This window comes from Streptomyces globosus (genome assembly GCF_003325375.1).
Classification (GTDB): Bacteria; Actinomycetota; Actinomycetes; order Streptomycetales; family Streptomycetaceae; genus Streptomyces; species Streptomyces globosus_A.
In genome coordinates this window covers 3,054,491-3,080,206 of sequence record NZ_CP030862.1, presented here as the reverse complement: position 1 = coordinate 3,080,206, position 25,716 = coordinate 3,054,491, and the positions used below count along the sequence as shown (strand labels likewise).

At 74.0% G+C, this 25,716-nt stretch carries 22 protein-coding genes and 2 pseudogenes; 10 read left to right on the top strand and 14 right to left on the bottom strand.

What is annotated here, in order from left to right; translation table 11 throughout:
- Positions 1-17 precede the first annotated feature (17 nt).
- The 3 genes from C0216_RS13330 to C0216_RS13320 form a co-directional block, all read right to left on the bottom strand.
- A complete protein-coding gene (locus C0216_RS13330) occupies positions 18-959 on the bottom strand; it encodes an AAA family ATPase (RefSeq protein ID WP_246042522.1) in 942 nt (313 codons plus the stop codon).
- A gap of 3 nt (positions 960-962) precedes the next feature.
- Positions 963-2,177, bottom strand: coding sequence for an RNA ligase (locus C0216_RS13325; RefSeq protein WP_114055485.1), 1,215 nt, complete (start codon positions 2,175-2,177; stop codon positions 963-965).
- Between the two features lie 109 nt (positions 2,178-2,286).
- Positions 2,287-2,721, bottom strand: a complete 435-nt coding sequence (locus C0216_RS13320; protein ID WP_114055484.1) for a VOC family protein — start codon at positions 2,719-2,721, stop codon at positions 2,287-2,289.
- Positions 2,722-2,788: 67 nt separating this feature from the next.
- Between C0216_RS13320 and C0216_RS13315 the strand changes: the two genes are divergently transcribed.
- On the top strand, positions 2,789-3,454 hold the full coding sequence (locus C0216_RS13315) for a YoaK family protein (RefSeq protein WP_114055483.1): 666 nt from the start codon (positions 2,789-2,791) through the stop codon (positions 3,452-3,454).
- A gap of 15 nt (positions 3,455-3,469) precedes the next feature.
- Here the strand turns inward: C0216_RS13315 and C0216_RS13310 are convergent, their stop codons facing one another.
- The 4 genes from C0216_RS13310 to C0216_RS13290 form a co-directional block, all read right to left on the bottom strand.
- Entirely contained in the window at positions 3,470-4,414 is a 945-nt protein-coding gene (locus C0216_RS13310; protein ID WP_246042521.1) for a tellurite resistance/C4-dicarboxylate transporter family protein, read from the bottom strand.
- Positions 4,415-4,490: 76 nt separating this feature from the next.
- A complete protein-coding gene (locus C0216_RS13305; RefSeq protein ID WP_114055481.1) occupies positions 4,491-5,234 on the bottom strand; it encodes a VOC family protein in 744 nt (247 codons plus the stop codon).
- Positions 5,235-5,401: 167 nt separating this feature from the next.
- On the bottom strand, positions 5,402-6,496 hold the full coding sequence (locus C0216_RS13295; RefSeq protein ID WP_114055479.1) for a carboxylate-amine ligase: 1,095 nt from the start codon (positions 6,494-6,496) through the stop codon (positions 5,402-5,404).
- A complete protein-coding gene (locus C0216_RS13290; protein ID WP_114058646.1) occupies positions 6,477-7,064 on the bottom strand; it encodes a type 1 glutamine amidotransferase domain-containing protein in 588 nt (195 codons plus the stop codon). The genes C0216_RS13295 and C0216_RS13290 overlap by 20 nt, the downstream gene beginning before the upstream one ends.
- An 86-nt stretch (positions 7,065-7,150) precedes the next feature.
- Here C0216_RS13290 and C0216_RS34360 point away from each other — a divergent pair.
- Both C0216_RS34360 and C0216_RS34355 read left to right on the top strand, forming a co-directional pair.
- A pseudogene (locus C0216_RS34360) lies at positions 7,151-8,017 on the top strand (AI-2E family transporter); the annotation flags it as partial.
- A gap of 159 nt (positions 8,018-8,176) precedes the next feature.
- Complete coding sequence (locus tag C0216_RS34355) at positions 8,177-9,004, top strand: SigB/SigF/SigG family RNA polymerase sigma factor (RefSeq protein ID WP_174250513.1); 828 nt, start codon at positions 8,177-8,179, stop codon at positions 9,002-9,004.
- A gap of 50 nt (positions 9,005-9,054) precedes the next feature.
- On the opposite strand, the gene C0216_RS13280 is transcribed toward C0216_RS34355, so the two are convergent.
- Both C0216_RS13280 and C0216_RS13275 read right to left on the bottom strand, forming a co-directional pair.
- On the bottom strand, positions 9,055-9,549 hold the full coding sequence (locus tag C0216_RS13280; RefSeq protein ID WP_114055477.1) for an ATP-binding protein: 495 nt from the start codon (positions 9,547-9,549) through the stop codon (positions 9,055-9,057).
- A 261-nt stretch (positions 9,550-9,810) separates the two neighbouring features.
- Positions 9,811-11,148, bottom strand: coding sequence for an MFS transporter (locus tag C0216_RS13275; RefSeq protein WP_246042520.1), 1,338 nt, complete (start codon positions 11,146-11,148; stop codon positions 9,811-9,813).
- Positions 11,149-11,525: 377 nt separating this feature from the next.
- Between C0216_RS13275 and C0216_RS13270 the strand changes: the two genes are divergently transcribed.
- Positions 11,526-14,273, top strand: a complete 2,748-nt coding sequence (locus C0216_RS13270) for a SpoIIE family protein phosphatase/ATP-binding protein (RefSeq protein WP_114058644.1) — start codon at positions 11,526-11,528, stop codon at positions 14,271-14,273.
- A gap of 55 nt (positions 14,274-14,328) precedes the next feature.
- On the opposite strand, the gene C0216_RS13265 is transcribed toward C0216_RS13270, so the two are convergent.
- Complete coding sequence (locus C0216_RS13265; protein ID WP_114055476.1) at positions 14,329-14,553, bottom strand: hypothetical protein; 225 nt, start codon at positions 14,551-14,553, stop codon at positions 14,329-14,331.
- A gap of 23 nt (positions 14,554-14,576) precedes the next feature.
- Positions 14,577-15,296: a TetR/AcrR family transcriptional regulator gene (locus C0216_RS13260; protein ID WP_114055475.1), complete on the bottom strand. Its 720-nt coding sequence runs from the start codon at positions 15,294-15,296 to the stop codon at positions 14,577-14,579.
- 154 nt (positions 15,297-15,450) lie between these two features.
- On the opposite strand from C0216_RS13260, the gene C0216_RS13255 reads away from it, so the two are divergent.
- Together C0216_RS13255 and C0216_RS13250 are read left to right on the top strand one after the other, a co-directional pair.
- On the top strand, positions 15,451-17,007 hold the full coding sequence (locus C0216_RS13255; RefSeq protein ID WP_114055474.1) for an FAD-dependent monooxygenase: 1,557 nt from the start codon (positions 15,451-15,453) through the stop codon (positions 17,005-17,007).
- 158 nt (positions 17,008-17,165) lie between these two features.
- A complete protein-coding gene (locus C0216_RS13250; RefSeq protein ID WP_162793192.1) occupies positions 17,166-17,861 on the top strand; it encodes a DsbA family protein in 696 nt (231 codons plus the stop codon).
- Positions 17,862-17,898: 37 nt separating this feature from the next.
- On the opposite strand, the gene C0216_RS13245 is transcribed toward C0216_RS13250, so the two are convergent.
- Together C0216_RS13245 and C0216_RS13240 are read right to left on the bottom strand one after the other, a co-directional pair.
- Positions 17,899-18,213 (bottom strand): PRC-barrel domain containing protein, encoded by a 315-nt coding sequence (locus tag C0216_RS13245; protein ID WP_114055472.1) that lies wholly within the window; start codon positions 18,211-18,213, stop codon positions 17,899-17,901.
- Between the two features lie 130 nt (positions 18,214-18,343).
- Positions 18,344-19,504 carry an alkaline phosphatase PhoX gene (locus tag C0216_RS13240; protein WP_114055471.1) on the bottom strand — a complete coding sequence of 387 codons (1,161 nt, stop codon included), beginning with the start codon at positions 19,502-19,504 and terminating at the stop codon, positions 18,344-18,346.
- A gap of 290 nt (positions 19,505-19,794) precedes the next feature.
- Between C0216_RS13240 and C0216_RS13235 the strand changes: the two genes are divergently transcribed.
- Complete coding sequence (locus C0216_RS13235; protein WP_114055470.1) at positions 19,795-21,651, top strand: serine/threonine-protein kinase; 1,857 nt, start codon at positions 19,795-19,797, stop codon at positions 21,649-21,651.
- A 43-nt stretch (positions 21,652-21,694) separates the two neighbouring features.
- Here C0216_RS13235 and C0216_RS13230 read toward each other — a convergent pair whose 3' ends face one another.
- On the bottom strand, positions 21,695-22,144 hold the full coding sequence (locus C0216_RS13230; RefSeq protein WP_114055469.1) for a hypothetical protein: 450 nt from the start codon (positions 22,142-22,144) through the stop codon (positions 21,695-21,697).
- Positions 22,145-22,597: 453 nt separating this feature from the next.
- Between C0216_RS13230 and C0216_RS13225 the strand changes: the two genes are divergently transcribed.
- The 3 genes and pseudogenes from C0216_RS13225 to C0216_RS35215 form a co-directional block, all read left to right on the top strand.
- Positions 22,598-23,611, top strand: a complete 1,014-nt coding sequence (locus C0216_RS13225) for a terpene synthase family protein (protein ID WP_246042519.1) — start codon at positions 22,598-22,600, stop codon at positions 23,609-23,611.
- Positions 23,612-23,625: 14 nt separating this feature from the next.
- Positions 23,626-24,981 (top strand): cytochrome P450, encoded by a 1,356-nt coding sequence (locus tag C0216_RS13220; RefSeq protein ID WP_114055467.1) that lies wholly within the window; start codon positions 23,626-23,628, stop codon positions 24,979-24,981.
- A 193-nt stretch (positions 24,982-25,174) separates the two neighbouring features.
- Positions 25,175-25,687, top strand: a pseudogene (locus C0216_RS35215) (AAA family ATPase); the annotation flags it as partial.
- Positions 25,688-25,716: the final 29 nt, after the last annotated feature.

Sequence of the window (25,716 nt, the reverse complement as noted above, 5' to 3'; positions counted from 1 at the left end):
CGGCGGCCGGGGACGGCCTAGAAGTCGCCGTAGTTGACCTGCCAGGTCGGCAGGCCCATGCGCCGCCACAGCGCCACGACGCGGTCGCGGTCGTCCAGCGACACGCGCACCGCGTACCGGTGGCGGACGTGGGCGTCGAACAGCTCGGCCTTCACCACGTCGTCGCGCCGCGTGTCACCGGGCGGCCGCATCCACAGCTCGTCGTACGGCACCCCGTGCCGCGCGAGCCACGCCTCCGTCTGCGGGCGGTGCTCCTCCCCGCGGCCGGACAGCAGCACGATCGTGTCGCCCTCACCGCGCCGGAACGCCTCCAGCGCGTAGCGCACCGGCTCGTTGAGCAGGTCCACCTCGCAGCGCGTGAAGTCGTACGGGCTGCGGTCGCCGGTGAGGGCGAGCGTGCCGTCGATGTCGCACATCACGGCAGGCGGCAGCGCCGGGTCGGCCGTGTACGGCGTGACGGCCGGCTCGTCGTTCAGCCACTCCGCGGTCAGCCGCCAGCCGCCCTTGCGGGCGCCGGCCAGCTTCAGCGCGAGGCCGCGGATGACCTCCTCGCCGACGGGCCGCTCCCGGCCCGCGTCACGGCGCAGGCACTCCTCCACGGGCACGTGCGTGAAGTCGTGCACCGCGAACTCGGCGCGGCCTGCGACCGCCGCCTTGAGCCGCTTCGGTATCCGCGACGTCAGGTGGGTGTTGTCGACGACGACGTCGAAGCCGTCGTCGACGGCGGCGCGCACCGCCGCGTCCTGGACGGCCAGCACGGTCTGCTCGTGCCGGTACGAGCGCCCCCGCTCCGGGTCGGGCAGGTCGAGCATGGCACGCAGGTCGTCGAGGTTGACGCGGCGCATCCGCCCTGCGGCCTCGGCCTGGAGGGCGCGGGCCGCCGTCGTCTTCCCCGAGGCGGGAAGCCCCGTCATGACGTGGACCACGGGGCGGGCGGGCTCGTCGGGTCGTGCGGACACTGGTCAGTTCTCCTCGTCGTGCTTGAACGGGTCGGACGCCTGCGGCCGGATCTGCCGCCATGTGAGGAGTCCGGTCGGACGGTCGTCCAGACGCAGGAACAGGGCCGCGCGGATCCCGCCGTCCGGCAGAGCCTTCGCGGCGCGCGCGAACGCGCCCCGGTCGGCGGCGAGGTGGGCCAGCCCGCGGAATGCCTCGTCGACGGCCCGTTCGCGGCGCGCGGCCTCCTCTTCGAGGCGGTCGATGACGCCCCGCACCCATGCGTCGAACTCGTCCGGCACATGCTCCAGCAGCGCGTCGAGCGGCTTGCCGCCATGCGCCTCGAAGTCCGCCGCCGTGCACCCCAGTGTCTGCGCGAGCTGCTTGGCGGGCAGGCCGGCGAACCGCTGGACGCCGTGGGCACGCCAGATGTCCCGCTCGGTGACCCCGGTCAGGACCTTGTGCAGGCGTACGTACTCGGACAGCTTGGCCTTGGCGCGCACCCCCGACGCGAACCGCAGGACGAAGCCCTCCGCCTCGGTGCCGGCGGCGGTGTCGCCACCGGGCATCCGGCTCGCGCCGGTGAGCGCCACCAGTTCGCCGAGCGGCATGGCGGGCCACAGGCGGACCACGGATCCGACGCCCTCCCAGTGGCCGGCGGCCTCGGCGAGCGGGACCTCGGTGCCGTCCGCGCCGTACGCGGCGAGGAGGACGAGGTCGCGGCGGTCGCCGTAGTCGACGACGATACGGTTCTGCGGGTACAGGATCTCCGCGAGGTACGTCACCCCGGGCACCAGCCCGGACGTGTCGCGGGTGTCGAGGCGGCGCTGCGCCCAGCGGGCCTGTTCGCTGATGAAGGACCCCTTGGAGGCGACCCGCCAGGCGCCTGCGTAGTGGAAGACGACCGCGAGGCTGCCGTCGACCTTCTCGTACACCTCGAACGGCTCGTCCGGCAGGGCCGGGGCGTACGGCCTGCCCGCCTCGTGCTCGCCGACGTTGAAGAACTTGGGCAGCGGCAGGGCCACGACGGCTCCGGTGGAGTCGTCGGCGACGAGTCCCCGGCAGCGCACGGTCACGTCGTTCCAGGCCTGCTCGTACTGGGCCGTCCGCGTGTAGGTGTAGAGGGACAGCGGCAGTTCGGGGTGCCGCTTGCGGCTGACGAGGCCGGTTTCGACGGCAGCCGCCAGGTCCTGCTGCGGCAGCAGGTCGTGCAGGGTCAGGTAGGCCTGCGTGTGGCCCATGGGTTCCTCCCGTTTCGAGATGCCTCATTCTCGGGTGCGGGAGGGACCGCCCGGTACCGAATTTGTGCTGGTGGAGAGGTCGCCGCCAGCGGCGGCGACCCCGTGCACGCTATTCGGTGACGCAGAGTTCGTTGCCCTGGGGGTCGGCGAGCGTGGTCCAGGTGAAGGGGCCCTGGCGGCCCTCGTGCAGGCGCACGGCCCCCTTGGCGATGAGCCGTTCGACGACGGTCCGGGGGTCGTCGGAGCCGGTGCGGATGTCGAGGTGCACGCGGTTCTTCACGGTCTTGGGCTCCGGGACGAGTTGGAACAGCACGCGGGGCGCCCGGTCCGCGCCCTCCGGGTGGCGGATCGCGGCGCCGGCCTTCCAGACCAGGGCGCCGCGGTGCGTGGTCGTGTCGTCCTCGCCCGCCTGACCGGTCTCCACCATGCGGCGGATGAACGCCTCGTCGGTCGGCTCGACCTCCCAGCCGAGGGCGTCGGCCCACCAGTCGGCGAGCACGTGCGGGTCGTTGCTGTCGATGGTCACCTGGAACGTGTAGGTCATGCAGGGACCCTACTGACGGGCACCGACAATCCGTCGTGCGCACCGCGCGGGCGGGAAGGGGTGGTGCATGGACGGGGACGGCCGGCCGACGGCGGCCGCGGTTCCGCCGCTGCTGCTGCTCGGGCTGACGTTCGTGAGCGGGCTGGTCGACGCGGCGGTCTTCCTGGGCCTGGAGCACGTGTTCGTCGCCAACATGACCGGCAACACGGCCTTTCTGGCCTTCGCCCTGGCCGGCGCGGACGGGTTGTCGGCGGGGGCGTCGCTGCTGGCGCTCGGCGGGTTCGCGGGCGGGGCCGTGGCCGGCGGGGCGCTCCGCCGGGGCCGGCCCGCCCGGCGGGTCTTCGGGCCGCTGGTGTCGGTGCAGGCGCTGCTGGCGGCCGCCGCCCTGGCGGTGTGGGCGGCGGGCGGCCCGCAGGCGGTGCCCGTGGTGCTGCTGGGGCTGGCGATGGGCGTGCAGAACGCCGTGGTGCACCGGGCGGCCGTGCCCGACCTGCCGACCACGGTCGTCACCAGGGCCCTGGCCGGGCTGGCTGCCGACCCGTGGGGACGCGGGTCGCTGCGGCGGCTGGGGTCGGTTGCGGTGCTGTTCGGCGGGGCACTGGCCGGGGCGGCGGCGACGCTGCGCTGGGGGCCGGGGCCGGCGCTGGCCGCGGCGGTCGCCGTTCTGGTGTGCGTCGCGGCGGCGGGCTTCCCCGCGGCCCGGCAGGCGGGGGCGGGACGCGCCCGCCCGTAAGGCCGGCGGGCTGGGTCAGTGCCGGGTCGGCCGGCCGGATCCCGGCCGTCCGGAGAGGGGGCGTCCCGCGGCAGGGCCGCCCGGCCGGCGGCGGAGGCCGGCGGCGGCAAGGGCGGCGCAGGTCAGCAGCCACGCCGCGACGGCGATCCACAGCAGCACCGCGCCGAGTTCCCGCAGTCCGGCCACTCCGGTCGCGCCGGCCGCCGAGATGCATGCGGCGGCGGTCATGCCGAGCGGGAACACGGTGGCCCAGCGCCGGATGTCGTACCGCGGCCGCCACGCGCGCAGCTCGGCGCCGAGGAGGAGCGCGTACCAGGCGAGCGACAGCGCGAGGAGGACGAGCGTGGTCCAGCGCAGGGCGGCGTGGGGGGCGCCGGTCCACACGGGGGACGCGGTCAGCCGCGAGCCCGCGAGGGCGGAGATGGCGAGCGCGCCGCCGGCGACCCAGTGGTCCCCGGCTCCCTTGAGCACCTCGCGCAGGTCGAACCGGGCGAGGGCCTGCGCGTAGAGGAGCAGTCCGAGGCAGAAGGCGGCCAGTGCGGCCCGCGCGAGCCAGTCGAGGCGCCAGGCGTCCGCGAGCATCGCGGAGAGCACGGCCAGGCCCTGCGTGGCGACGCAGACGAGGAAGGCGCCGCCCGGCATGCGGCGCTTCAGGTGCCGTTCGACGGCGATGAGCAGGCCGGGCCACAGCAGCGCCGCCAGTGCGAGGAGTGCGGCCGCGGCGGCCTGCCGCCCCATGAGGGAGAGCCGGCAGCCGAGCACGGTGGTGGCGGCCACGGCCGTCAGCGCGGCGGGGGTGTAGGCCTCGGCGCGGAACCGGCCGCGGTCGCGGACGAGCCGGACGGCGAAGTCGTACGCGAGGACCAGGTACAGGGCGCAGGCGACGGCCAGGAAGGCGAGGGAGAGCTCCTCGTGGCCGAGGAGCTCCAGTCCGGCGGAGATGACGGCCGGGGCGAGCACGGCCGCGCCGGCGGCCGGGGGCAGGTCGGCCGGCCACGGCCGCCCCCGGCGGGAGCGCCCGCCCGCGGCGCGGATGTCAGCCCTCCGGGGCCCGCGCGGCGGTGAGGGTCAGCATCGCCCCTTCCGGGTCGCGGACGGTGACCCACCGCGCGTCGGGGCCGGAGACGATCGTGGACAGGGTGGTGCCGCCGGCGGCGCCGACGGAGTCGATGGCCTCGTCCAGGTCGCGGACGCGGAAGTAGACGTGCCAGCGGGGCCGGGACTCCGGGATGTGCGCGGTCGCGTCGGTGATGCCGCCGTTCAGGCGGGCGACGGGTTCGCCCGTCTGGCGCAGGACGACCTGGTCGTCCTCGTAGGCGACCTCGCAGCAGCCGGGGCGGCCCGTCGCCCATTCCAGGACCTCGCCGTAGAACATGGCCGCCTCGAAGGCGTCCCGGGTGCGCAGCTCCAGCCAGGCGGGGGCGGGTCCGCGGCCCACGCGCCAGTCGGCGCGGACCCCGCCCTGCCAGATGCCGAAGACGGCGCCCTCCCGGTCGGCGGCGAGCGCGCCGCGGCCGCCGTTGGCGAAGGACACGGGTCCGACCGCGATGGTGCCGCTGCGCTCGCGGATACGGTCCGTGGCCACGTCGGCGTCCTCGACGGCGAAGTAGGGCGTCCAGGCCGGGGCGACGACGACGTCGCCGCCCATCGCCCCGATCCCGGCGACCGGCACCCCGTCCGCCTCGGCGACGGCGAACGCGTCGCCCAGGCGGGCGGCCCGGAACTTCCAGCCGAGCACTCTGCCGTAGAACTCCTGCGCCTGCTGGAGGTCGCGGGCCATGAGGCTCACCCAGCACGGGGCGCCGAAGACCTCCCTCGTAGAAATCTCCACGGTTCACGCTCCGTCCTTGTCCCGCCCATCCTCGCTTCGGGGCCGGTGGCCCGCACCTCGGGCCCGGCTCGGACGGCCGTACGGGCCGTACGGCCGTCCGGGCCCCCGGCGGCCGCTCAGGCGGCGGGGCCGTGGGCGGTGATGAGGTCCAGCAGCGCCGGCATACCGCCTTCGGTGAGGGCCCGGCGCTGGCGGTCCGCCGGGGTGCCCTGCTGGAGCAGCCGGTGCAGCAGGCCGCTGACCTCGCGCAGGTCGCCGGCGTCCTCCAGGGCCGGGGTGATGTGCTGCAGCAGCATGCACAGGACGTCGCCCGCGCTGTGCCGCCGCCCGTCCGGGTCCATGAGGGCACCGCCGAGGCCGTGCCGGGCCGCGTGCCACATGGAGGCCTGGAGCAGCTCCTGGGCGCACCGGGGCTGCGGCGCGCCGGCCTTCTCCTCCGCGATGGCGGTGGTGACCAGCGCCCGGACGATGCCGGCGAGGAGCACCGCGTCGACCGCGTCGAGCTGCACGTCCAGGCACCTCACCTCCACGGTGGGGTAGCGCTCGGACAGCCGGGCGTGCCAGTACAGCTGTCCCCGGTCGGCGATGAGGCCGGCCTCCTGCAGCGCGTCGACGCGCTGCTCGTAGTCGGCGAGGGTGGGGAAGTAGGGCGGCGGTCCCGCCACCGGCCAGCGGCCGAAGACGAGGGTGCGCCAGCTGGCGAAGCCGGTGTCGCGGCCGTCCCACATGGGGGAGTTCGCGGACATGGCCAGCAGTGTGGGCAGCCAGCCCCGGAGCCGGTTGATGACGGCGAGCCCGGTCTCGCGGTCGGGGACGCCGACGTGGACGTGCATGCCGTTGATCAGCTGTTCGTCGACCAGGCGGCGGGCCTCCTCGCGCATCTTGAGGTAGCGCGTCTCCTGGGTGATCGCGGGCGGCACGCCGTCGCGCAGCGGCACGGTGGCGGAGGTGGCGAGCCGGCAGCCGAGCTCCTCGGCTGCCGAACCCACTGCGTGCCGCAGCCGCAGCAGGTGGCCGCCGACCTCTTCCAGGTCGCTGCACACGGGGGTGGCGACCTCGACCTGTGCCTGGAGCAGCTCGTGCTGCACCTCGCCCTCGTCGACCATCAGCGCGAGGCCCGCTCCGACGCGGACGTCCTCGGCGCGCGCCACGGGAAGGCGCGTGAGCGGATCGAGCAGGACGTACTCTTCCTCAACCCCGACGGTTGTCATGTCCCCCGAACTCCTCGACGAGCGCGGCACAGAAGGCGTCCAGGTCGCCCGGCTTGCGGCTGGTGACCAGGGTGGAGGGGGCCGCCCGGCAGACGTGGACCTCCTCGTCCACCCAGGCGCCGCCCGCATTGCGGATGTCGGTGGCCAGGCTCGGCCAGGAGGTCAGGATGCGGCCGCTCACGGCGCCCGCTTCCACGAGCGTCCAGGGGGCGTGGCAGATCGCGGCGACGGGCTTGCCGGCGTCGACGAAGTGGCGGACGAACTCGACCGCTCCCCCGTGCAGGCGGAGGGCGTCCGGGTTGGCGACGCCGCCGGGCAGGACGAGGGCGTCGAAGCCGGCGGCGAGGTCGGCCGGGCTGCCGCCGTCGCCGCCGTCGCCTCCGGCCTCGCCGACGACGTCGTCGACGGTGTGGCGGCCTGCCTTGTCGAGGTGCCGGTACGCGCGCACGTCCCCCGGCTCGGTCGAGACCAGCCGCGGGATCCACCCGGCCTCGAGCACCGCCTTCCAGGGCTGGGTGAGTTCGATCTCCTCGACCCCTTCGGGCGCGGTCAGAAACGCGATGCGCACCAGGCTCACTCCTTCGGTCCGTGCCCGGGAGGCCGGTGCCTCCTCGGCGGGCGCCGTGCGTCTGCCCTGGCGCACCTGTCTCAAGCATGGCAGGAACGGCCGCATACGGAATTCAGCGTTCCGGTACGTCGGGGCTTCGTTCGGGCGAATCCGGCCGCGGGCGCGTGCGGCGCGCCGTGCCGCGTGGGACCTCGCAGGGCAGGCGGCCCGGCAGCCGCGGGCAGAGGGGGTGCGCACAGGTGGTGAGGCGATCCGGGACGCGGGCGCGCGTCCGGGCGGGTGCGCGCCGGCCGGACGCACGGCGGACCGGCGGAAAGGATGTGCCGCCGCGCGTGTCGCCCGCGCTGCGCGCCGCGTCGGAGTACGCCTGGCGGCTCCTGGTGGCGGGCGCGGCGGTCTATGCCGCGTTCACGGTGCTGGGCCGGTTCCATGAGGTGGCCGTGGCCGTGTTCCTCGGGCTGGTCGGGACCGCCCTGCTGCGGCCCGCCGCCGACCGGCTGAACCGGTGGATGCCGCGCCCCGCGGCCGTGACCTGCGCGCTCGTCGGGAGTGCCGTGGTCCTGCTGGGTGTGCTCGCGTTCGCGGGCGAGACCGTGGCCGCGGGGTGGCCCTCCCTGGTCGCCGAGTTCCGCGAGGGCGTGGACCGGCTGCTGCCGCTGCTGCAGCGGCCTCCGCTGGACCTGGACCCCGAGGCGCTGTCCGGTGTGCGCGACCGGATGGGCGCGTACCTCTCCGACCACCGCGAGGCGCTGCTCAGCACGGCGCTGAGCGGCGCCGGGCGGCTGGTGCAGGTGCCGGCGGTGGCGGCGCTCGGGCTGTTCTGCGCGATCTTCTTCATCGCTTCCGGCGACCGCCAGTGGCAGTGGCTGTGTGCGCAGCTCCCGCCGCGCGCCGCCGAGCGGGTGGCGGTCGCGGGCCGGGCGGCGTGGCACACGTTCACCGGGTACACGCACGGGATCGTACTCCTCCCACGGCATGCTGACCGGTGGGTGGTTTGCGGAGGTTCGTTCCGCTTCGGGTCGGCGCGCTCGGGGTATATACCCCGGGACAGCTCACGAGACGGCCGACCCGCATCGCCCGTTGCGGCGCGACCGCCCGTCGGAGGAGCGAGCATGCACAGCACCGAGGTCACCGAAGGCATCCCGCAGGACACGCTGGGCGTCAGCACCGGCGAGGCCCGTACCCTGTCGGAGACCCTGTTCCGCAGGCTGCGGGCGCTCGACGAGGGCGGTGCCGCGTACTCGTACGTGCGCAACACGCTCGTGGAGCTCAATCTGAGCCTGGTCAAGTACGCCGCCCGCCGCTTCCGCGGGCGCAGCGAGCCGATGGAGGACATCGTCCAGGTCGGCACGATCGGCCTGATCAAGGCGATCAACCGGTTCGACCCGGAACGCGGGGTGGAGTTCACGACGTTCGCCCTGCCCACGATCACCGGCGAGATGAAGCGGTTCTTCCGCGACACGAGCTGGGCCGTCCGGGTGCCCCGCCGGCTCCAGGAGCTGCGGATCGACACCGCGAAGGCGCACGACGCGCTGGAGCAGGAACTGGGACGCGAGCCCACGGACGCGGAGATCGCCGAGCACCTGCACGTCTCGGAGGAGGAGTTCGCGGAGGGCCTGAAAGCGTCGCACGCCTACTCGGCGCGCTCCCTCGACGTGCCGGAGCGCGACGAGGGCGAGCGCCGCGCCCACGTCGGCCATCGGGCCGTGATCGGCGCGGACGAGGGCGCGTACGACCGGATCGAGTGCCTGGAGTCGCTCAAGCCGATCCTGGAGACGCTGCCGCCGCGCGAGCGGACGCTGCTCTCGCTGCGCTTCGGGGACGAGCTGACGCAGTCGGAGATCGGCGAGCGGCTGGGCCTCTCGCAGATGCATGTGTCTCGGCTGCTGAGCCGCACCCTGGCCAAGCTGCGGGCCGGGCTCCTGGAAGACGACGCGTGACCGCCGCTGCGGCGGGCCGCCGGGCGGCCCCGCCGCAGCGCGGCTCCTCCTCACGGCGGGGGCGCGGGGGCCGCCACCTCGGCCCACACGGTCTTTCCGACCCGCCCGTCGGGGTAGGCCTCCCAGCCCCAGCTGCGCGCCAGGCGGTCGACGACCAGCAGGCCGTGGCCGCCCGGGAGGGCGGGATCGGTATTCGTCCGGCGGCGGGGGCGCTCGGGGCTCCCGTCGCCGACCTCCACACGCAGGAGGCCGTCCGAATGCCGCAGGACGAAGTCGTCGGGGCCGCCCGCGTGCAGACAGGCGTTCCCGACCAGCTCGGACACCATCAGCAGGACGTCTTCGACGGCCGCCGCCCAGACGTCCGGCGCCGACGGGGGGCGTACGCCGTTCAGATGGCGCCCTGCGGCGCCAGGAGCCGTCACGGGGGCGGCGGGCGGAATCGACCAGTGCCAGTCGGAGAGCGCCTGCCGGGTGAAGTCGCGGCACCGGGCGACGATCCCCGAGGTGCCTGCGCCGAGGGACAGCCTGCGGACGTCCTCGCTCATGGGCCCTCCCCTGCGGCGCCGGCGGATACCGCCTCCGTCGCGGTCGCATCGAACGAGAACCGCCGCACCATCGCGCTCCGTCTCCTGCCTGCCCTCGGGGCTGCCGATGCCCGCATACCCGGCCCGGGGAAGAAAATTCACCGGGCCGACGGCATGGGCTCACCGTGGGGACCCGCCCGGACGCCCCGCGCGGGCTGCCGCCGCGCCGGGCTGCGCGTCCCGACGCCATTGTGGCCCGCCGCGGGGGCTCCGCGCCGGAGCTCAGCCGGCCCGGACCGGTTCGCTCCCGCCCGGGAAGGCTGCGGCCCTGCCTCCTGCGGCCGATCGGTGGCGGAGGGCGGCCAGGCGCCGCAGGGCCGCACGCCGCTGTACGAGGGACAGGCCGGCGACGGCAGCCCCGAGTCCGAGCCACCCGGCGGGCCCCGCGGCCATGACCGCGCCGGTCAGCAGCAGCGGGCCGACGGCCTTCTGGACGGACGGGGAGATCCCCGCGACGCCCAGGTACGAGGCGCGCGCCTCCCGGGGCGCGAGGGAGACGGCGAGCTCCCACGAGGACACCGAGCGCACCAGCTCGGCGGCGGTGACGAGCACCGCCGCGGCCAGCAGGGCGGCGGAGGCGGCCCAGGCACCGCGGGCGGGCGTGAGAGCGAGCAGCACACAGGCGCCGAGCACGGCGAGCCCGTACCAGCCGGCGGCCCGCGCGGCCTGCTCCGGCTCGTGGACCCGGGCGGAGACAGCCAGCTGGAGCAGCACGGTGAGGACGGTGTTGACCGCGAGGACGGCTGGTACGAGCGCGTGGGGCGCGTCGGTGTGGTGGATCAGCCACAGCGGCAGCCCGACGTTGAGGAGGGAGTCGTCGAGGTTCATGGGAATGTCCAACACCACGAACCGGAGGTACCCCCTGTCCCGCCAGGGACTGCCGCCGCCCCGCTCCGCGGCCGCCCCGGCCGGAGGCGCTTCCTCCCCGGGCGGGGCGACGAGACGCCCGTGCCCGAGGGGTTCGCTCGTACGCCCGACAAGCAGCGCGGCGACGAGGAACGACAGGGCGTTGCCGAGGATGAGCAGTTCGTACGCACCGCGGGTGCCCACGGCCAGCCCGAGGGCGGCAATGCCCGCACCGGCGGCGTACCCGGCGTTGGCGGCGCTGCGCGACAGCGCCTGGTAGGTGCCGCGCCGCTCGCCGGCGACGCGGGTGGCGAAGAGCATCTCCAGCGTCTTGGCCGCCCGGTCGCCGAGGTGGGTGAGTGCGACAAGCAGGAGCAGGGCCTCGTACCGGGTGGTGGAGAGGAGCGCACACAGCGCGACCAGCCGTACCAGGTGACAGGCGATGAGCATGGGGCGGACGGCGAACCGGTCGGCGAGGTGTCCGGCGAGGGGCGACCCGGCGATGCCGGCCACGGCTGCTGCCCCGACCATGAGCCCCAGCTGCCCTGCGCCGAGCCCGATGACATAGGTGAAGTAGAGAACGGACGAGGCGGCCCACACACCCGTCCCGACCCGGTCGAGCAACTGCGCAAGCAGCATGATCCGCGCGTCCCGCCCGCCGGGCGGTCGGCATATCTGCGCCACCAGCCCCTCGGGGCGCCCCCACCACCGCATGCCAGGCCTCCGCTCCCCCGCGAAAAGTATCTCGATGTCGAGATACTTCGCGGTAGCCTGCCGCACATCAATCTCGACGTCAAGATATTTCGGGGAGGGCATCCAGGCCCGGCGGCGAGCGAGGCGCCCACCCGGCCCCGCCCGCGTGGGAGGCGCGGCAGTGCGGAGCAGGAGCCACCGCAACGGGCCCGGGCGGAGGCCGGTTTCAGGAGGGCGCGGGGCGGGGAGCAGCTCCGCGCCGCGGCTCCGGCGCCCGCCGATGACACGGCGCCGCCCGACGTGCCCGTCCGCCGCTCCCGGCCCTCACCCGGCGACAGTGCTACAAATGGTCTCGTGACCCAGCCTTGCAACCCGTGCCGGGGACATCGGTGCGGTCACTGAGCGGGAAGCGCCCGCGGAGCGTCGCCACACAGGTATTCGTCCTCCAGGTGGCGATCGTGGTGCTGCTCGCCGCCGGGGCCGTGCTGGCGCTGGTGCTGCAGTCCCGCAGCGATGTCGAGCGCGAGGCCCGGAACCGGTCGGTGTCCGTCGCCGAAACCTTTGCGCACTCCCTCGGGCTGCGCGAGGCCCTGGAGTCCCCGGACCCGTCCGCGATCCTGCAACCGCTCACGGAGGAGACCCGCAAGGCGGCGGGCGTCGACTTCATCGTCGTGATGGACACCCAGGGGATCCGCTACACCCACCCGCTCCCCGACCGCATCGGCAAGCGGTTCGTCGGCACGATCGAGCCGTCGCTCGCCGGGCAGGTGCACGTGGAGAGCGTCGACGGCCCTCTCGGCAAGGAGATCCAGGCGGTCGTGCCCGTCTTCGCCGAGGGCAACAGCGGCCCCGTGGAGGCCCTGGTGTCGGCGGGCATGACCGTCGAGAACGTCAGCGGCCTCGTCGACCGCCAGCTCCCCGTGATCCTCGGCGCCAGCGCGGCCGGCCTGGCACTGGGCACCGCGGGCGCCGGCCTGATCAGCAACCGCCTGCGCCGGCAGACCCGCGGCCTCGGCCCGCTCGAGATGACCCGCATGTACGAACACCACGACGCGGTGCTGCACGCGGTGCGCGAAGGCGTCCTGATCACGGACCGCGACGGCCGCCTGCTCCTCGCGAACGACGAGGCGAAACGACTCCTCGGCCTGCCGCCCGACGCCGAGGGCCGGCACATCAGCGAGCTCGCCGAACTCGACGGGAACCTCGCCGGCCTGGTGCTTTCGGGCCGCGAGGCGACCGACGAGGTGCTGGAGGCCGGGGAGCGGCTGCTCGTCATCAACCAGCGCCCCACCCGCCCCCGCGGCCGCCCCGAGGGCATGGCCGTCACCATCCGGGACTCCACGGAGATGCGGGTGCTCAGTACGCGCGCCGAGGCGGCCCGCAGGCGGCTGCGGCTGCTGTACGACGCCGGTGTCGGCGTCGGCACCACCCTGGACGTCGAGCGCACTGCCCAGGAGCTCGCCGACGTGGCCGTGCCGCGGTTCGCCGACTTCGCGACCGTCGACCTGGCGGAACCGGTCCTGCGGGGCGACGAGCCCACCGCCGCACCGGGCGACCTGCGCCGCACCGGCGTCAGCGGCATCCGCGAGGACATCCCGCTCTACCCGCGCGGCCGGGTGATCGACTTTCTGCCGTCCACGCCGCAGGCACGGGGCCTGAGCAGCGGCAGGGCCGAGGTCATCGCCAACCTGAAGAAGGCACCCGGCTGGTACGCGCAGGACCCGCCGCGGGCCCAGGCCGTCATCGACTACGGCATCCACTCGCTGATCACGGCGCCCCTCAAGGCCCGCGGGGTGGTCCTCGGCGTGGTCAACTTCTGGCGCTCCGAGAAGCCGGAGCCGTTCGACGAGGAGGACCTGTCGCTGGCGGAGGAGCTGGTGGCCCGGGCCGGCGTCAGCATCGACAACGCCCGCCGCTACACCCGCGAGCACGCCGTGGCGATCACTCTCCAGCACAGCCTGCTGCCCCGGGACCTGCCGGAGCAGAGCGCCGTGGAAGTGGCCCATTACTACCTGCCCGCGCAGTCGGGGGTGGGCGGCGACTGGTTCGACGTGATCCCGCTGCCTGCCGGGCGGGTCGCGCTCGTCGTCGGCGACGTCGTCGGGCACGGCCTGCACGCCGCGGCCGCCATGGGCCGGCTCCGCACCGCCGTCCTGAACTTCTCCTCCTTGGACCTGCCGCCCGACGAGCTGCTCGCCCGCCTCGACGACCTCGTGCAGTACACCGACCAGAACGGCGAGGGCGGAGGCGCCGAAGGCGGCCTCCTCGGCGCCACCTGCCTGTACGCCGTCTACGACGCGGTGGCGCGGCGCTGCACGGTGGCGCGCGCGGGGCACGTCCCGCCTCTCGTGGTACACGCCGACGGCACGGTGGAGGCGCCGGAGCTGCCGGCCGGCGCGCCGCTGGGCCTGGGCGGGTTCCCGTTCGAGTCGGCCGAACTGGACCTGGCCGAGGGGAGCCGACTGGTCCTGTACACGGACGGGCTGATCGAGGACCGCACCCGGGACATCGACGAAGGGCTCGACCTGCTGCGCGCCGCCCTCTCGCGTGCCGGCCCGAGCCCGGAGGACACCGTGCGGGCGGTCCTCGCCGAGCTGCTGCCGGTGCGGGCCCGCGACGATGTCGCCCTGCTCGTCGCCCGTACGTCGGCCCTGTCGGCCGACCGGATCGCCGAATGGGACGTGCCGTTCGAGCCGAGCGCGGTGGGGCAGCTTCGCGCCGCCGCGACCGCGAAGCTGGAGGAGTGGGGCCTGGAGGAGCTGGTGTTCGGCACGGAGCTGGTGCTCAGCGAGCTGATCACGAACGCGATCCGGCACGGCGCCGAGCCGGTCCGCGTACGCCTCCTGCGGGATCGGGTGCTGACCTGCGAGGTCTTCGACGGCAGCAGCAGCTCCCCGCGCCTGCACTACGCGACGACGACGGACGAGGGAGGCCGCGGGCTGTTCCTCGTCGCCCAGCTGAGCCGGCGGTGGGGGGCCCGGTACACGCCCGAGGGGAAGGTCATCTGGTCGGAGCAGCAGATCCCGGACCTCGGGGAGGGCGACGGGGACCTTGCGGCGGCCGCGTCCGCCGTGGACACGGCGGGAGCGGCGGCCTCCGGCGACGCCGCCGACGTCCCCGGCCCTGCGGGGCACGCGGGTGCATAGGGCGGCGGGGGCTCCGTGAGGCGATGGCCGCGAACGCTCGAAAGCCCCGGACGGGTCACCCCGGGTGGTGCGCCTCCGGAAGGTGAGACCGCAGCCGTTCCTTCAGGGACGGAACGGATGCGGCGTCGCGCGACATGGTCACGACGAGTCTGCTGCGTTCTCCGCCTTGGGGCTGCCTGGAGGACCATCGCCGTCCCTCCCGCAACAGGGTGGTGAAGAGCAGCCGCTGCCCGCAGGCGTCGCCCGGCAGCACCTCGTCCGCGGCCTCGATGATCACCACGTGGTGGTCCGCGGACAGCCACTTCAGATCGCGATCCCGTACCGTGCGGCTGCGCCGTCGAGGATGAGGCCGAGCCCCTCCTCGAAGTGGGCGTCGTAGTCCTCGAACAGGTGGGGGCCGGCGGCAGCGGCCAGGGGGTGGGCGGCCAGTCGCGCACTGCGCTCGGCGACGTCGAAGCCCTCGCGGCGCTCCCCCGGCACCGGGTGGACGCCCTGCTCCTCGGTGACGAAGCCGAGCGTGTACAGGAAGGCGGTCGTCAGCGTGCGGACGGCCTGGGGCAGCTCGAAGCCCGCTTCGACCAGGACCCTGAGCTGGGCGTCGACGTGTTCGGCGTGGTCGGTCCCGGTGAAGCGCGATCCGCTGAAGACGCGGGCGCCGTCGCGGTAGGAGAGCAGCGCGCGGCGGAGCGCGCGGTTCGCGGCGAGGAGCCGCTCGCGCCAGGCGCAGCCGGGGCCGCCGCCACCCTCCGGGCCGGCCCGGTCTGCGGCGGGCTCCGGCTTGCGGCCGGCGTCGTCGGCCGTCATACGGCGGACCATCTCCGTCGCCATCTCGTCGATGAGTTCCTGCTTGTTCTTGAAGTGCCAGTAGAGCGCCGGGGCCTTGACGTCCAGCTCGGCGGCGATGGCGCGGAGGGTGAGCTTCTCCAGGCCCGTCTCGTTCAGCAGGCGCAGCGCCGCTTCGGCGACCGTCGCACGGCTCAGGGGCGGGACGCGCGGGGGTGTGCGGTCGGGCTTGGGGGTCATCGCTGCCTCTCTTCGGGCTGCTGCTTCCGGGGTTGACAGCTTAACAACGTTAAGGACACACTTGCGATGTGCGCTCCTTAACGGCGTTAAGGAAAAACGCTGCAGGGTGCGCTCGGATGCTCACGCCGGAACGAAGGGAAACGGGGGCAGGGAGATGGATGCGTACGGGGTGGCGGCCGCGGGCAGCGGTGCCGAGACCGGGACGGAGCAGCGCCGTGGGCGGCCGGGGAGGGAACCGGCAGGGAGCGGGGTGCTGGTCGTCGGGGCCGGGCCGACCGGACTCGCGCTGGCCTGCGACCTGGCGCGCCGCGGGGTGCGGCCGCTGGTCGTCGAGCGCTCGGCAGGCTTGTTCCCGGGCTCGCGGGGGAAGGGGATCCAGCCGCGCACGCTGGAGGTGTTCGAAGACCTCGGCGTCCTCGGGGCGGTCCTCGACCGGGGCGGGCCGGCGCCCGTCGGCATGGCGTGGAAGGAGGGGGTGCGGCTGGGCGAGCACCGCATGTTCGAGGAGGTCGCGGCCACCGAGCAGGAGCCGTACGCGGAGCCGTGGCTGGTTCCGCAGTGGGCGACCCAGGAAGTGCTGCTGGCCCGGTTGCACGAGCTGGGCGGCAAGGTGTCCTTCGGGACAGCGCTGACCGGCATGGCACAGGACGGTGAGGGGGTGACGGCGGAGCTGGCGGTGGCCGACGGGGCGACTCGGACCGTGCGCGCCCGGTACGCGGTCGGCGCCGACGGAGGCCGGTCCACGGTCCGCCGGCTCACGGGGATCGGGATGACCGGGGAGCGCGTCGACCCCGTCCCGCTGGTCGTCGCCGACGTCGCGATCGACTCGTTGGACCGCGACCACTGGCACCTGTTCGCGCCCGCCGAGGACGGCAGCAGGGGGTACGCGGCCCTGTGCCCCCTCCCCCGCACCGGGCTCTTCCAGTTCGTGGGCCAGTACCACGGGACCCGCGCCGAGCCCGCGGAGGACGAGGTCCGCGCCCTGATAGCCGGCCTCACGCACATAAGGGCCGAGGACGTCCGCGAGGTCCGCTGGGCCTCCGACTTCACGGTCAACGCCGCGCTGGCCGACCGCTTCCGCGAGGGCCGGGTCTTCCTCGCCGGGGACGCCGCCCACATCCACTCACCCGCAGGCGGGCAGGGGCTGAACACCAGCGTGCAGGACGCCTACAACCTGGGCTGGAAGCTGGCCGCGGTCCTGCACGACGGCGCCCCCGAGGCCCTGCTCGACACGTACGAGCAGGAGCGTCGGCCGCAGGCCGCCGAAATGCTCGGCCTGTCGACCCGGATCCACCGCGGCCAGGACCGCCGCGGGGCAGCCACACGGCAGCTCGGCATACACCTGCGGGAGTCGCCGCTCAGCCGGGAGACCCGGACCGGGCTGCCGGAGGGCGCCCTCGTCGCCGGCGACCGTGCACCCGACGGGCGGCGCGACGGCATCCGGCTCTTCGACCTCTTCCGGGGCCCGCACTTCACCCTGCTCGCCGTCGACACCGACCTGCCCGAGGAGGTGCCCTCGCTGCCGCACCTGCGGGCGGCCCGCATCAGCGCCTACGCGGCCTACGGCCGGGGACTGTTCCTCATACGCCCCGACGGCCACATCGCCTGGGCGGGCCGCTCCGCGGCGGACGCCGAGGAGCTCGCCGGCTGGGCGGCGTGGTTCGCGACACCCGTCGGCCGCACCGCCGCCCCGACACCGGCCCGGCTCTGACCGGGGTCCCAGGTGCCGCGCGGCTGTGCAGGCGCCCGCCGCGCCCCGTCGGATTTCCGCCGGTTTCCGCCGCGCGGAGCATGTCTGCCGGACCCCGGGCGAGGCAGGTCGGAGGGGGCTGCGTACGCTTCCCCCTTTGGACCAGGGGAGGAATGTTCGTGCAGCTCAGCAGACGTTCGGTGCTCGCCGGTGTGGGAGCGGCCGTCATCGTGCCTGCCGCCGCGGGGTGCCTGCCCGCGCGGTGGGGCAGCCGGGCGGACGAGGGGTACACCGGGCCGGTGGCCGCGGCGCTCGGCACGGAAGGGCACACGGTGGTCGTCGGGGACCCGGGGGCGCCGGTGACCGTCCGGGTCTACGAGGACCCGAGCTGCCCGGGATGCGCCGAGTTCCAGACGGAGGGGAGCGGGCCGCGGCTGCGCAGGATGGCTGCCGAGGGCGACGTCCAGGTGCACTACGTCCTGGGATCGTTCCTCGGGAACGGGTCCAAGCGGGCGGTCAACGCACTGCGGGCCTCCCTGGACAGGGGGAAGTTCGCCGAGCTGCACGAGGTGCTGCACCGCGGGCAGGCGGCGGCGAAGAGGCGCGGCGGATTCACCGGCGGCACACTGCTCTCGCTGGCCTCGTCCGTGGACGGGCTGCGCGACGCAGGCTTCGACGAGGCAGTGCGCACGGGCACGCACCGGGACTTCGTGGAGGCGGCGGACCGTGCCGTGAGCACCTCGTGGATCAAGGCCACACCGGCCCTGGAGGTCGACGGGCGGCCCGTGGGCAAGGGCGACCAGGACGTCCTCGACGACCCGGACGCCCTGGACCGGTACCTGCGGCGGGCACGGCAGCGGTCGGCACGGGGGTGAAGCCGGAGGCCGGCAGCACGGCCGGCGGCTCCGCCTCTCAGGTGTGGCCGTCGTAGTAGCGCTCGATGACCTGGAGCAGGGCCACGTCGTCCTCGTACCGGCCGCTCTCGAACTCGGGTGAGTGCTTGACCTGGTCCCGGGAGGCCGACAGGTGGACCGTTTCGTTCTCCTCGTCGACGCGGGCGACGAGGGAGGCGGGCACCACCACGTGCCGGCCGAAGATCCACGGCCCGGTGTCCACCACGATGAACTGCCGGCCCACGTACTCGCTGTGCCTGTCGATCTTGCCGATGTGGCCGTCGGAGGCATCGACCTTGAACCCGACGAACCGGGCCATGTCCGTACCGGCCATGAGGCATCCCCTTCCCTGCACGTCCTCGGGTGCCAGCGCCTACCCCGGGTCGGGCGCGGCATGCCACCGGGTCCGCCCGGCCCTGCCCGAGGGGTCGGGCGGGCGCAGGCCGGGCGGGCCCGGGTGGCGGTCAGGTGCGGAAGGGACCGGTGACCTCGTAGGTGATGCCGCCGGAGGAGCTGCCGCTCGTGCCGCGCTGGCTGGAGAAGTACAGGCGGTCGCCGGCCGGCGAGAAGGCGGGGCCGCAGATCTCGGACGAGGACTGGCCGGTGATCCGCAGGAACGGTGCGACCACGTCGTCGGGGGTGATCACGCAGATCTCCATGTTCCCGCCGTCCTCGGCGACGTACAGGTCGCCGAAGGAGGAGCCCGTGACGTTGTCCACGCCCGTCAGCGGGGCACCGCCGCCGACGACGAGGGAGTCGTCGTAGGCCAGCTCGTAGGTGTTGGAGGAGAGGTTGAGCTGCCAGACCCGGTTGTCGCCCTTGGTGGTGAACCAGACCGTGTTGTTGGCGTAGTGGCAGCCCTCGCCGCCGTTGAAGCGCTTGGCGCCCGACACCTGGTTGCGGGTCGCGGTCGGGGAGCCGTCCGGGTCCGGGACGTTCTGCCAGGTGAAGGAGCCGGAGGTGCCCGAGCCGGCCTTGAGGACCTGGAGGGTGCCGGAGGAGAGGTTGCCCCAGGTGGTGGGGAGGAAGCGGTAGAAGCAGCCGTCCGACTCGTCCTCCGTCAGGTACACCGCCTGGCGGACGGGGTCGGCTGCAGCCGCCTCGTGCTTGAACCGGCCCATCGCGGGGCGCCGGACGGCCGCGTTCACGCCCCACGGGTCGGTCTCGTACACGTAGCCGAGGCTGACCTCCTCACAGGAGAGCCAGGTGTTCCACGGCGTCTTCCCGCCCGCGCAGTTCTGCCGGGTGCCGGAGAGGATCCGGTAGGCGGAGGTGATGGAGCCGGAGGAGTTGAAACGGACCGCGCTGGCCCCGCCCGAGGGGTTGATCTCGGAGTTGGAGACGTAGATCCAGCCGGTGCCGTCGGCGTAGCAGGCACCGCCGTCAGGGGCTTTGTGCCAGGTGTAGGAGGTGCCGGAGACGGTCTGGCCCGACCGGGCGATGACCCGGCTCGTGAAACCGGCGGGCAGCATGATGCCGTTGGCGTCTGCCGCGCCGAGCGCCCCGTAGGGGCCGGCGCCCGGCTGGGCCGGGGCCGCGTACGCGGCGCCGCGCATGAGCGTGCCGCCGAAGGCCGCGGCGGAGGTGCCGACGACGGCGCCGCGCAGGAAGGTACGACGTTCCACGGTCACTCCTCGGAGAGGGGGTCGCCCCGGGCCCGGTCGGGCCGGTGGCTGGGGAGCGGTGAGCGGGCTGGCGTCGAGGAAGTTAGGGGCCGTGTATGGCAGGCATCCCAACGCAGGGTGACGCAGGGGCGGCAGCTGCCGGACTCCCCGGCGTCGCACGGCGCCCGCTCCGCCGATCGACCTGTCGGACACGTGTCATCGCATGGGCCGTCTCGGCATCCCGGGCCGCGTCCCGACTCGGATAGGGTGCGGTGCGCATCGAACGTGCAGGACTTGGGAGCAACAAGGTGATGAACGGTCAGCATCCGCGCGGGGGCGGCGGCATGGAAGGCACCGGCAGGCCGGTGCACTTCGAGCCGCTGGGCCCGGATGACCCCGCCACCGTCGCGGGATACCGCATCGCCGCCCGGCTCGGCGCCGGCGGCATGGGCAAGGTGTACCTGTCGCACACGCCGGGCGGCCGCCCGGTCGCGGTCAAAGTGATCCGGCCCGAGTTCGCCGAAGACCCGGAGTTCAGGCGGCGTTTCGCACAGGAGATCCGCTCCGCGCAGCGCGTGCAGGGCCTGTTCACGGCTCCCGTCATCGACGCCGACACCGACGGCCCGCACCCCTGGCTGGCCACCGCCTACGTGCCCGGCCCCTCCCTGGCCGCCGCCGTGTCCGCGCACGGGGCGCTGCCCGTCGAGACCGTGCTGCTGCTGGTCGCCGGCATCGCGGAGGCGCTCCAGGTCATCCACGGCGCCGGCATCGTGCACCGGGACCTGAAGCCGTCGAACGTGCTGCTGGCCGCCGACGGCCCGCGCGTCATCGACTTCGGCATCGCCCACGCCGCCGACGCGACCTCCCTCACCGGCAGCGGCGTCGCCGTCGGCACGCCCGCCTTCATGGCGCCGGAGCAGGCGGCGGGCCGCGGGGTCGGCCCGGCGACCGACGTCTTCGCCCTCGGGCAGGTCGCCGCGTACGCCGCCGCCGGCGCGCCGGCGTTCGGCGAGGGTGCCTCCCACGGGGTGCTGTACCGGATCGTCCACGAGGAGCCGGACCTCTCCGGGGTGCCGGAACGGCTGTCCGAGCTCGTCACCCGCTGCCTCGCCAAGGATCCGGCCGACCGGCCGAGCGTGGCCGAGGTCATCGCCCTGTGCCAGTCCGCGAACGACGCCACGACGCTGCGCCGGGCCGAGGACTGGCTGCCCGCCGCGGTGACCGCGGAGATCACCGCGCGTTCCGCTGCCCCGGCCGCCGCACCCGCCCCGCCCGCCGCGGCGCCGGCGATCACTCCGGCTCCTCCGGCGCATCCGCCGACCGTCCCCGGCGGCGTGGCCCACCAGTCCACCGCTCCGGGCGGCGTGGCCCACCAGGCGACCTCCCCGGCGGGCGCCCCGTACACTCCGGCGGCCGCGCCGCAGCACGCCCCCGCAGTACCCCCCGCATACCCGCCGCAGCACGGGTACCAGCCGGCCGGCCCCTACACGGCACCGCAGTTCACCCCCGCGCACCCGTATCCCGGGCACACCGGCCAGTTCCAGGTCCCGCCGGCGCAGGTCGCCCAGCGCAAGCCGCGCGGCGCCGTCCTGGCGGCCCTGGCCATCGGCTTCGCCGTGGCCGTCAGCGCCGTCGGCTACAACGTGGTCAAGGGGAAGGACAGCGGCTCCCAGGCCGCCGGCAGCAGCGCCGGCGCCGACGGCAGCGGCAGCGGCAGCGGCAGCGCGGGATCGGCGGCCAAGCCGTCCGGCGCAGCGCCCCGGCCCGATCCGCAGCCCGCCGAGTACAAGGGCATCAACCTCGTGGCGGGCTACCACCTGACCCTGGGCGACGAGAGCCTCCGCCCGCAGAAGGGCGAGGACGGCGGCTACGAGCTCTCGTACGACACCGGCAGCTACCTCGACGCGGAGGCCCAGGGCGGATCGCTCGTCCTGCTCGACCCCGGCCAGGAGGGGTCGCTCGCCACGTGCCGGGCCGAGACCCGGTTCACGCAGAACGTGAAGATCAACCAGCTGGGCTCGGGCCGGCAGGTCTGCGTGACCACCGGCACCGGCCACCTCGGCCTGGTCACGGTGCGGGGCATCTCCCCGGAGGACTCGCCGAGCAAGTACCTCACCCTCGACGTCACCGTCTGGCGCAACGCGGCGGTGGGCTCCAACTCCCGCTGAGTGCAGCGCCGTACAGCACCGCACGGCGAGGTCGGGCAAGCGCCTAACCGCGTTGCCCCGGGAGCCGATGCGGATGCGCCCGGGTCGGCAGGCGGCCTGCCGGGCCTGCGACGCCGTCCGGCTGCGCGCGGACGTGCAGGCGTCCGGGGGCGGGCGCATCCGCGGCGGTGGCGTCGACGACCGCCCACCCCGTGTCCCCGTCGGCTGAGGGAAGTTCGACCAGCCGGTGGTCCGCCCGCCCGGTGATCATCACCGCCAGCAGGGCCACGTACTCGCGCCGCAGGTCGGGCGGGAGTCCGCCGCCGGGGACCTCCAGCACCGGCCGCGGGCCGTCGCCGAGGAGGGCGCAGGTGGCCTGGACGGCCCGGATGAGCGCCTCGAACCGCGCGCCGCCGAGGCGGTCCCGCAGGTCTTCGAGGTAGGAGCCGAGTACGTCGCCCTCCGGGCCGTCGGACGCCGGATGGTACGGATCGGACGGACGGTGCTCGGTCACTTCCCCACCCCTCCCGGGCGGTACCGCCCGGTCCCAAGTCTAGGCCGAACGCCCTTGCCCCCAGGCGCTCTTCGGCCACAATCCCGCGCCCACGACCGCTCGTGCGCCCCCGCGCGCGCCGTCCCGCCGGTCCCGTGGACCGTGCAACCGGCCGTGACTATGCCGCCCACATATTTGAGGTGAACACCCCGTGGTGTTTTTGGGATCAATTCACCATCTTCCCGTGGCCTACATTGACACTCCGCGCCCTTCTGGGTGTTAATTGCTTTACGGATGGCCGGAACCAGTCGCCGTGCGGCCGGTTCCTCCCCACTGACACCACCCTGACCCCGTGACGATTCTTCATGAGGGAGGAACGTTCCAGGTCGTGACGCCCGGGCAACCGACCGGGCGACCATCGGTGAATCAGACGTCTTTGGGGGGAGCCAAATGCCACCGCTGCAGAATTTCTCCGTGCCGGATTTCCACCTGCCATTCGGCAACGCGAAGCACCCGCTGGCCGCGCGGGCAAACGCGGAAGCCACCTCGTGGGTGGTCCGCCACGAACTCGTGACGAGTGCCGTGGACCAGTTCGCGGGCATCGGCTGCGGTCATCTCGCCGGCCGGGTCAGCGGGGACGCGCCCTATGAGCGGGTCCTGCTGCTCGCCCAGTGGATGGCCTGGTCGTTCGTCCTCGACGACCAGCACGACCACCTCATCAGGAAGGGCGAAGTCGCCGCCTGGCGGCCCGTGGTCGGCGCCATCACCGAATACCTCGACACGGGCCGCATCACCAGCCCCGACCTCGCCCGCAACCCCCTGGTGAGCGGATTCGCCGAACTCTGCGACCGCATCCTGGCGGGACTGTCCCCGGACGCCGCGACGCGCTACCGCACGCACGTCCGGCTCGTCCTGGCCTCGCTGGACCAGGAGGCCGGCAACCGCGGCGGCAGCGGGCGGCCGACCGTCGAGGAGTACATCCTCCTGCGCCGGCACAGCTCCCAGATCCTGCCGATGATGGACATGGTGGAGGCCGGCCTCGGCCTCGACCTGCCGCAGTACGTCCACGAGATGCGCGAGCTCCGGCAGCTCGTCGCGAGCGTCCTCGACGTCATCTCGTGGGGCAACGACGTGTTCTCCCTGCCGAAGGAGCACTCCTGCGGCGACACCAACAACCTCGTCTCCCTCGTCGCCGCGTGGGAGGGCCGCTCCCTGCCCGACGCCGTCCGCGCCGTCGAGCAGCGCATCCAGGTCCGCATAGAGGAGTACCTGGCCGGCCGCCGCCGCCTCTTCGAGGTGCTCGACGCCGACCCCTCGACCGACCCCCCGCTCCGGGACGCCGTGGCCCGGTACGTGCACAGCTGCGAAGACTGGATGATCGGCGCCGATCTGTGGCAGCGTTACGAGTGCACGCGGTACCGCGACGAACGCTTCGCGGCCGGGCTGGAGTCTGCCTACACCCGTCCGGACCTGGTATCGGTGGCATGACAGGGGGTCGGGCCATGGCACACGCTGGACTGGAAGCCACCGGAGTCCAAGCCCCGGTCGCGCCGGGGCGGTTACCCCTCCTCGGCCACGCCGTCCCCCTGTGGCGGGAGCCCATCGCCTTCCTGGAGTCCCTCCGGGACCACGGCGAGGTGGTCCGCCTCGACATCGGCACCTGGCCCGTCCACCTCCTGACCAGCCCCGAGCTGGTGCACGAGGTGCTGGTCGGCAGAGCCGAGCAGTTCGGCCGCGGACGCATCTTCGACCGGCTGCGGCCCGTCTTCGGCAACGGCATCGTGACGACGGACGGTGCGTTCCACCGCAGCCAGCGGCGGATGATCCAGCCCGCCTTCCACCGCAACCACATCGCCCGGTACGCCGAGACGATGAGCCGGCAGGCGGTCGCCATGGCCGCCTCCTGGGCGCCCGGCCGAGAGGTGTGCATCCTCACCGAGACCCGCCGCTACGCGGTGTCCTCGGTCGCCGAGATGGTCTTCTCCGGCGAGCTGAGCCGCCCCGCCGTCGACGAGGTGCACCGCTCGCTGCCCGTCGTCCTGGAGGGCATGCTGCTGCGCGCGGTCATGCCCAAGGCGCTGGACCGGCTGCCCATCCCGCCGAACGTGCGCTTCGACACGGCCGCCGAGCGGCTGCGGGCCGTCATCGACGACGTCATCCGCCAGTACGGGGAGCCCCAGCCGGAGGAGCGCCACGACCTGCTCACCCTGCTGATGTCGAGCACCGACCCCGAGACGGGCGCCGCCATGCCGCCCGAGCAGGTCCGCGACGAGGTCGTCTCGCTCCTCCTCGCCGGCACGGAGACCTCCGCGACCACCCTCGCGTGGGCCCTGTACGAGATCAGCCGCCACCCGGCCGTCGAAGAGCGGCTGCAGGCCGAGGTCGACGCCGTCGTCGGCGACCGGCCGGTCCGGCCCTCCGACCTGCCCGCGCTCGGCTACACGCGGCACGTCTTCCAGGAGGCGCTGCGGCTGCACTCCCCCCTGCTGTTCACCCGCCGCGCCCTCGCCCCGCTCACGCTCGGCGGGATCGCGATCCCCGAGGGCGCCGAGCTGGCCTACAGCCCGTACGCCCTGCACCGCGATCCGGCGCTCTTCCGCAATCCCCGGGTGTTCGACCCGGACCGCTGGCAGCCCGGCGCCGAGAAACGGCCGAGGCCGCACCGGTACATCCCGTTCGGGGCGGGCCAGCACAAGTGCATCGGCGACACGTTCGGCGTCGCGGAGATCATGACCGCGATCGCGGCCGTCACGTCGCGGTGGAGGCTGACACCCGCCCCCGGCGTCACCGTGCGGGAAGTGCCGGCCGGAATTCCGCAGCCCAGCGCCCTGCCCCTGATCCCACTGCCGCGACGCTGACGAGGACAGATCGTTTGCGCCCGGCTGGGGCGGCTTCCCGCCAATTCCTGATCACCGGTGGGCGCCGTCGTGAGCGGAGGGTACAGCATTGCACTCGCACGAGTGGCGAGATGCGGGAATACAACTTGAATCGAGAACATCTCGCCCCCCAGGGCCATACACTCGGCCGCACGCGCAGGAGGGGGCAACAAGAATGTCGTATGCCGCTGAACCCAGAGGAGGGGCGTCCCGGCCCCTGCTCGAGCGGGAGTCCGAAATCCTGGCGATCCAGCGCGCCGTGGACGATCTGTGCGGAGGGTCCGACCTCGGTTCGGCCACCCGCCGCGGAGGCGTCCTGACCTTCGCGGGATCGGCAGGCATAGGCAAGACCACCCTGTTGGCCGAGGCCCGGCGGCACGCCGCCGAGCGGGGCTGCACCGTGCTCTTCGCACGCGGCGGCGAACAGGAGAAGCAGGTTCCGTTCCACGTCATGCGCCAGCTCATCCAGCCGGCGTACGCGGCCATGACGGAAGGGGAGCGGCGCGAATCGCTGGGCGCCTGGTACGACATCGTCGCGCCGGCGCTCGGCCTGACCGCCGCCGCCCAGGGCCCGACAGCACCCGACCCGCAGGGCGTCCGCGACGGCCTTGACTGGGTCGTCACCCAACTCTCCGTGCGGAGCGCGCCGGTGGTGCTCGTCCTCGACGACGCGCACTGGGCGGACGCGGAGTCCCTGGCCTGGCTCACGTCGTTCGC